3 protein-coding genes and 1 pseudogene are annotated in these 4,956 nt (G+C 69.0%); all 4 read right to left on the reverse strand.

Translation table 11 applies throughout. The features are described from left to right. Nucleotides 1-208: 208 nt before the first annotated feature. Nucleotides 209-1,081 (reverse strand): YwqG family protein, encoded by an 873-nt coding sequence (locus VGZ32_RS28495; protein WP_326889333.1) that lies wholly within the window; start codon nt 1,079-1,081, stop codon nt 209-211. Nucleotides 1,082-1,286: 205 nt separating this feature from the next. After that, a complete protein-coding gene (locus VGZ32_RS28500; RefSeq protein WP_326889334.1) occupies nt 1,287-2,678 on the reverse strand; it encodes a helix-turn-helix domain-containing protein in 1,392 nt (463 codons plus the stop codon). Between the two features lie 754 nt (nt 2,679-3,432). Then, the gene (locus VGZ32_RS28505; protein WP_326889335.1) at nt 3,433-3,930 is read right to left on the reverse strand and encodes a DUF1269 domain-containing protein; all 498 of its coding nucleotides are present in this window, start codon (nt 3,928-3,930) and stop codon (nt 3,433-3,435) included. A 502-nt stretch (nt 3,931-4,432) separates the two neighbouring features. Beyond that, nucleotides 4,433-4,956 (reverse strand): annotated as a pseudogene (locus VGZ32_RS28510) (glycosyltransferase family 2 protein); the annotation flags it as partial.

Genomic DNA, 4,956 nt, shown 5'->3' on the forward strand with positions numbered 1-4,956 from the left:
TCATCGAACGTGTTCAGAAAGATCGGAAGATCAACTGAACGTGTTCAACTCTGAACAGCCGGGTGATCGCTAAATCGATCCGTATGACCGACGGACGATTTGTCGGCAGCCACAGGCGTGATTCCCCGCGCGATGCGGACCTCGGCGCACTTCAGGGCACTGAGTCCCCGCTCGTGGGCGGCCGCACAGGCGGGGACGACACGTCTTCCTACTCGCACTGCCAGGTGAAAGTCGCCTTCTCGAACCGGCCGGCGGCCAGATCGTCGCGGCGGATCATCCAGTACAGCCTGCCGGCGTCGCCCCAGCCCATGGCGCTGCGCGCGTCGCTGTCGATCTGGGCCAGCAACACCAGCTGCGACGCGACCTGCTTGCGCGCCGCCACGGCCTGCTGCGCCGTGCCCGGGTACAGGACCTGCGCGCCCTCGGGTTCGACGGCGCCCTGCACCGGCAGGGCGTACCCGCCGACCCGGTGGTGCGGCGAGTGGTCACGGCGGAACGTGGTCAGCGCGTCCCAGAACCCGGTGCCGTTGGGGTCGGTGGTCGGGTAGTCGCAGTAGGCGACCGGGTCGTCCGCGTTCCCGTAGGCCGCGATCAGCGCGGCGTTCTCGTTGTCCGGCGCCGTCGCGATCAGCTCGCCGCCCAGCAGCAGGCGCGGGTACGCCGTCGCGCCCTCGGGCACTGCACGCTCTGTGACCTCGGCATCCGCGGGGATGTGGATCACCCGGGTGCCGTGGATGACGCTGGCGGGGTCCGAGTAGACTACCGAACTGTCTCCCAAGCCGTCGAAGTAGAAGAACAGCAACTGCCCTGACGTCGGCAGCGGAATGTCCAGTTCCTTGGTCGGCACCTGGGAGCAATCGAGTGCGGCCACGAAGCACAGCGGGCCGTGCCCCTCCCACACCGGCCACTCGACATCCTTGGGCAGCAGCGGCTCGCCACCGAGGTACGCCACCACCGACTCGCCCGCTGCCAGGGCGCGCAGATGGTATGCGGGGCGCAGCAGACCGATCCAGGTCTCTGCGTCCTTGGAGCTGAAGAAGCGGCGACCGGCCTCGGCCAGCGGAGATTCACTGATCTGCATGGCGGTCATCGTGACAGACCCCGGCGAGGGTCCGCGCCGGTTGCGCGGAGGGTTGTTCCCGCCGCCAATGCTTTTCGTTCCGGACCATAGATGACGCTCGCGGTGTCCGACCGGCACTTGGCGGACTGAATCTCATCCACCGGTCATGTCGCACGCCGCACGGGATCGGCATGGGGCGCGTCGCTCGCGCTTCACGCCTCACTCTTCACCGGGGTCCGTCCGCCTCGCGGAAACGTTTCGCGGACACGTCAGCGCGACCGCGATCGGCGATGCGCTCGGGGACAGGTCGGGGGTGCGCGTTGGCGGCTGCCGGGGTGCGCCCCTGCCACCGCGCTGTGGCCGGGTTCAAGCGCACCGCGTACGCCGCGGCAGCCAATTCCGCGACACCGTGCGGGTCGGACAACGAGCGGCCGGTCAGCTCCTGCAGACGCCGCAGTCGGTAGCGCACCGTGTTCGGGTGGCAATACAGGACCTCGGCGGCGCGTTCCGCCGAGCCGTCGTGGTCGAGGTAGGCGTTGAGGGTGTCCAGCAACGGCGCACGGTCCTCCTCCGGTAGCCCGAGGACGGAGCCGAGGACGTCATGTGCCAGGCGCTGCCCCTCGTCCGGCTCGCGGACCATGAGGGCGGCCAGCGGGCTGGGGTTGAACGTGCGCACCTCGGCCCGGCCGAGCGGAAGACCGGCGAGCGCGCACTGCGCCAGGTGCAGGGAGCGCGGGGTGTCGGCCAGCGACTGGTACGGCGGGCTGACGCCGGTACGCGCCCGCGCGCTCTCCCGCAGGAGCTGGAGCATCACGTCGTGTTGGTCGTCGTGCAGGGACACCACGCCGAGTTGCTGGGCCGGGGTCAGGCGCCATCCCGAGACGATTCCGCGGGCGGCCAGTCGGCGCTCGATGTCGGGCAGGCTCGCCTCGGCCAGGCCGTGGGTATCGGCGGCCACGACCACCAGGTGTCCGTCGGAGGGCAGGCCCAGCAGCGCGGCCGCCTCCCAGGGCCCGGCATCCGGGCTGGGGTGGCCGGTGAGCAAAGCCTCCACCAGGGCGGAGCGGCGTTGCTGACGGGCGACCAGCAGCTCGGCGGTCGCCGCTCGGTACGCCTCGGTGAGCGCCAGCGCGTGCTGGTCGGTGAGTCGGAAGATCATGCCGGCCGCGGTCAGCAGCGCTTCGGTGGCACCCGCCCGCCGGTTGTCGCGGGCGTGTTCTACCAGCGCGTCCCACAGCGTCGTGAAGCAGATCCGGTAGCACTGCAGCACCTCGGGCAGCGGCGCACCCTGGTGGGCGCGCCGACGACCGGTCGCCTCCGGCGCGGCCAAGTCGAGCGGCGCGGTCGGATGGGCGAGCGCAGTGACCAGGAACCGCAGGTTGTGTTCGACAGAGCGGCGCAGCTCCTCGACCGGGACGATCCGCGCGTCGCGGTAGAACGGGATCCGTTCGACGGTCGCGGCGCACACGTCGTCGATCAACCACGCCAGCTGTGTGTCGGCCCATGCAGCCAGCTCGGCCAGTTCGGCACGGATCGCAGGATCCTCGACTCCCAGTCCTTGCGGTATTGCCGCACCTGATGCGCCACCGACCCCCGCCTCGCCTGCCCGTTGATTCACGTCGTCAGTCTTAGCACCGCCCCCGCCTGCGCGTCACACTTCACCCCCATGGAGCCTGAACGCGCCGCCCGCAACATCGCATCCCATCACCGTCCCGTAGTCGTGGGAGCCAGGGTGGACTGTCGTCGCCACAACGCTCCGGGGTAATCCGGCAGGCCGCGGCCTGGTCACGACGGGGCAGGCCGGAGTCGATGTGCGGCGTTTCACCCGAGTGCTGGTCCCTGCGCGTGCGAGCTCGCTCGGCCCAAGCCTGCAGACACAGCCGCACCCGGGTGCGTCGGGACGGACGGTATTGCAGCGCGGCCGTGTGTGCGGCCGAGCGTGCTACGGGCTGTGTACTTTGCGCGCCGAGCCAGCTCTGGGGCGGTGTGCTCCGGGCGATCGCGCGCTCGTGGACTGCGACCTGCTGGTAGGGGTTGATGTGGACTCCCGGGTCTCCGAGCCCGACGTCCCAATACGGTCCGAGGTCTTGCGGTGTCCACGCGGTGACCTGACACCGTCCCTCGATCTCACACTGCGTGCCGGGACGGGACGTGATCACCTCCCGCCGCGGCGCAACTATCGGCGTGCCCGACGCTGCGCGCGTATCACGCGGGCCGGGGCCGGGACCTCTGCGCGGCGCGCGAACGTATGGCCCGAGGCTGGCCGCCAGGATGACAAGTATGGACGTCGCGATGATCGATATCAGGAGCGGCATGGGGCCCTTTCGCCTCAGGTCGCGCGGTCGGGAGATTCACGCCGCTGTCCGGGCGTGCTAGCTGCCTGACAGGCTCTTGAGCTCACGCTCGAACGCCTTGGCGTCGGCCTTTTCAAGCCTCTGGATCTGGTGCGCCGTGGCCTTGAGCGCAGCGGCGAACTGGTGGTCGACCTCGGTACTGCTGATCACGACCAGACTGGCCTCTCCCGCGTCGAGCGCCTCGCCGAGGTCCTTGAGGTCACCGCGCGAGATCCCCCGCCACAGATGATCGACGAGCCCGCCGGTCGCCGCCCCGAGGACCGTGGTCGCAATCAGCGCGGGCGGGAACAGGATGCCCACGAGAGCGCCAACCGCCGCGCCACTCCAGACAGCGTGGTTCATCGACCCCTCGTGACGATGCAGGTGCACCTTGCCGTCGGAATCCCTGACGGCAACCGCCGCGTCGTACGTGCGAAGCACGTCGCTCGCGTAGAGGTCCCGAACCACCTCGAGATCAGCCTTCGCCGCATCCTCGCTTGCGTACGTTCCGATGTAGACATATACCGGGTCTGACATGGACTCACTCTCGCTATCGGTGCTTCGGCTACGTAGGCCCGATGCTAGGCGAGCGCAAACCAGCACGTCATTGGCGCCCGCCACGGTTTCGGTTGGAGTCCGCAACAAAGCCAGGCCGCAATCCGCACCGGCTTGGTCGGGGACTTGCAAAACCAGATCGACCCGACCAGACGCCGATAACGCACACTGTCGCGAGATGCCACACCGTGCGCACGACGCGACCCCGGTAGCGACCAAACGGCACACCCTGACACACGCTGACACGATCCGGCAGCCGACTCGTCATCAGCAGGCGCCGGGTTCAACTCCCCCGCCGCGGTACTTGCGGCGACGCGGCAACACTTCGCGGACGGCGACAGCACGTCTCATCAGCCTGGATGGCGCGCTAGCATCACGCGACACACACCGTGCTCAACCTGCAGCCTGCGGGCTCATGAGTGTATTGCTATACGGAGGCTCCGCTTGTCAGAACGCACGGGTTCAGTCGGCGCGGCCTTGATGTTCATCGGGTCGCGCCTGCCTCGCCGACGCGGGCCAGGCCGCGCCGTTCCATGCGCTGCCAGCGCAGCCGGGTGCCGAGCAGGGCGGTGACCACGGACTGGATCAGGACCAGGTACATCAGTTGCCGGTAGACGAACTGTTGTAGCGGTAGGGTCCACAGCACCCTGCGACGCTCGTGGTCGAGGGTGAAGGCGTACCAGGACGCGATGATCTGCACGCCGAGGAACCCGAGCCACACCAGGCCCATGCGCGCGGCGTCGTCGAAGACGAGTCCGAAGACTGCGAACACGTCCACGGCCGGGGCGAGCAGCGGCAGCAGGATCTGGAACAGCAGCTGGTAGGGCAGGCCGCGTCGGCCGAGCCGCCCGGAGCCGCCGGTCTGCACGAGGGCGCGCCGGTGTTTCCACATCGCCAGCATCGTGCCGTAGGACCAGCGGTAGCGCTGCTTCCACAACTGGTTCAGGCTCGCGGGCGCTTCGGTCCAGGCGATCGCGTCCTGCTGATAGACAACCCGCCATCCGGCCC

This window comes from Actinocrinis sp., from assembly GCF_035938995.1.
Lineage (GTDB): Bacteria > Actinomycetota > Actinomycetes > Streptomycetales > Catenulisporaceae > DASZGI01.

Excerpts from the sequence above, each read along its gene's own strand:
- VGZ32_RS28505 (WP_326889335.1), bottom strand. The coding sequence starts at position 3,930 with ATGTCAGACCCGGTATATGTCTACATCGGAACGTACGCAAGCGAGGAT.
- VGZ32_RS28495 (WP_326889333.1), bottom strand. The coding sequence starts at position 1,081 with ATGCAGATCAGTGAATCTCCGCTGGCCGAGGCCGGTCGCCGCTTCTTC.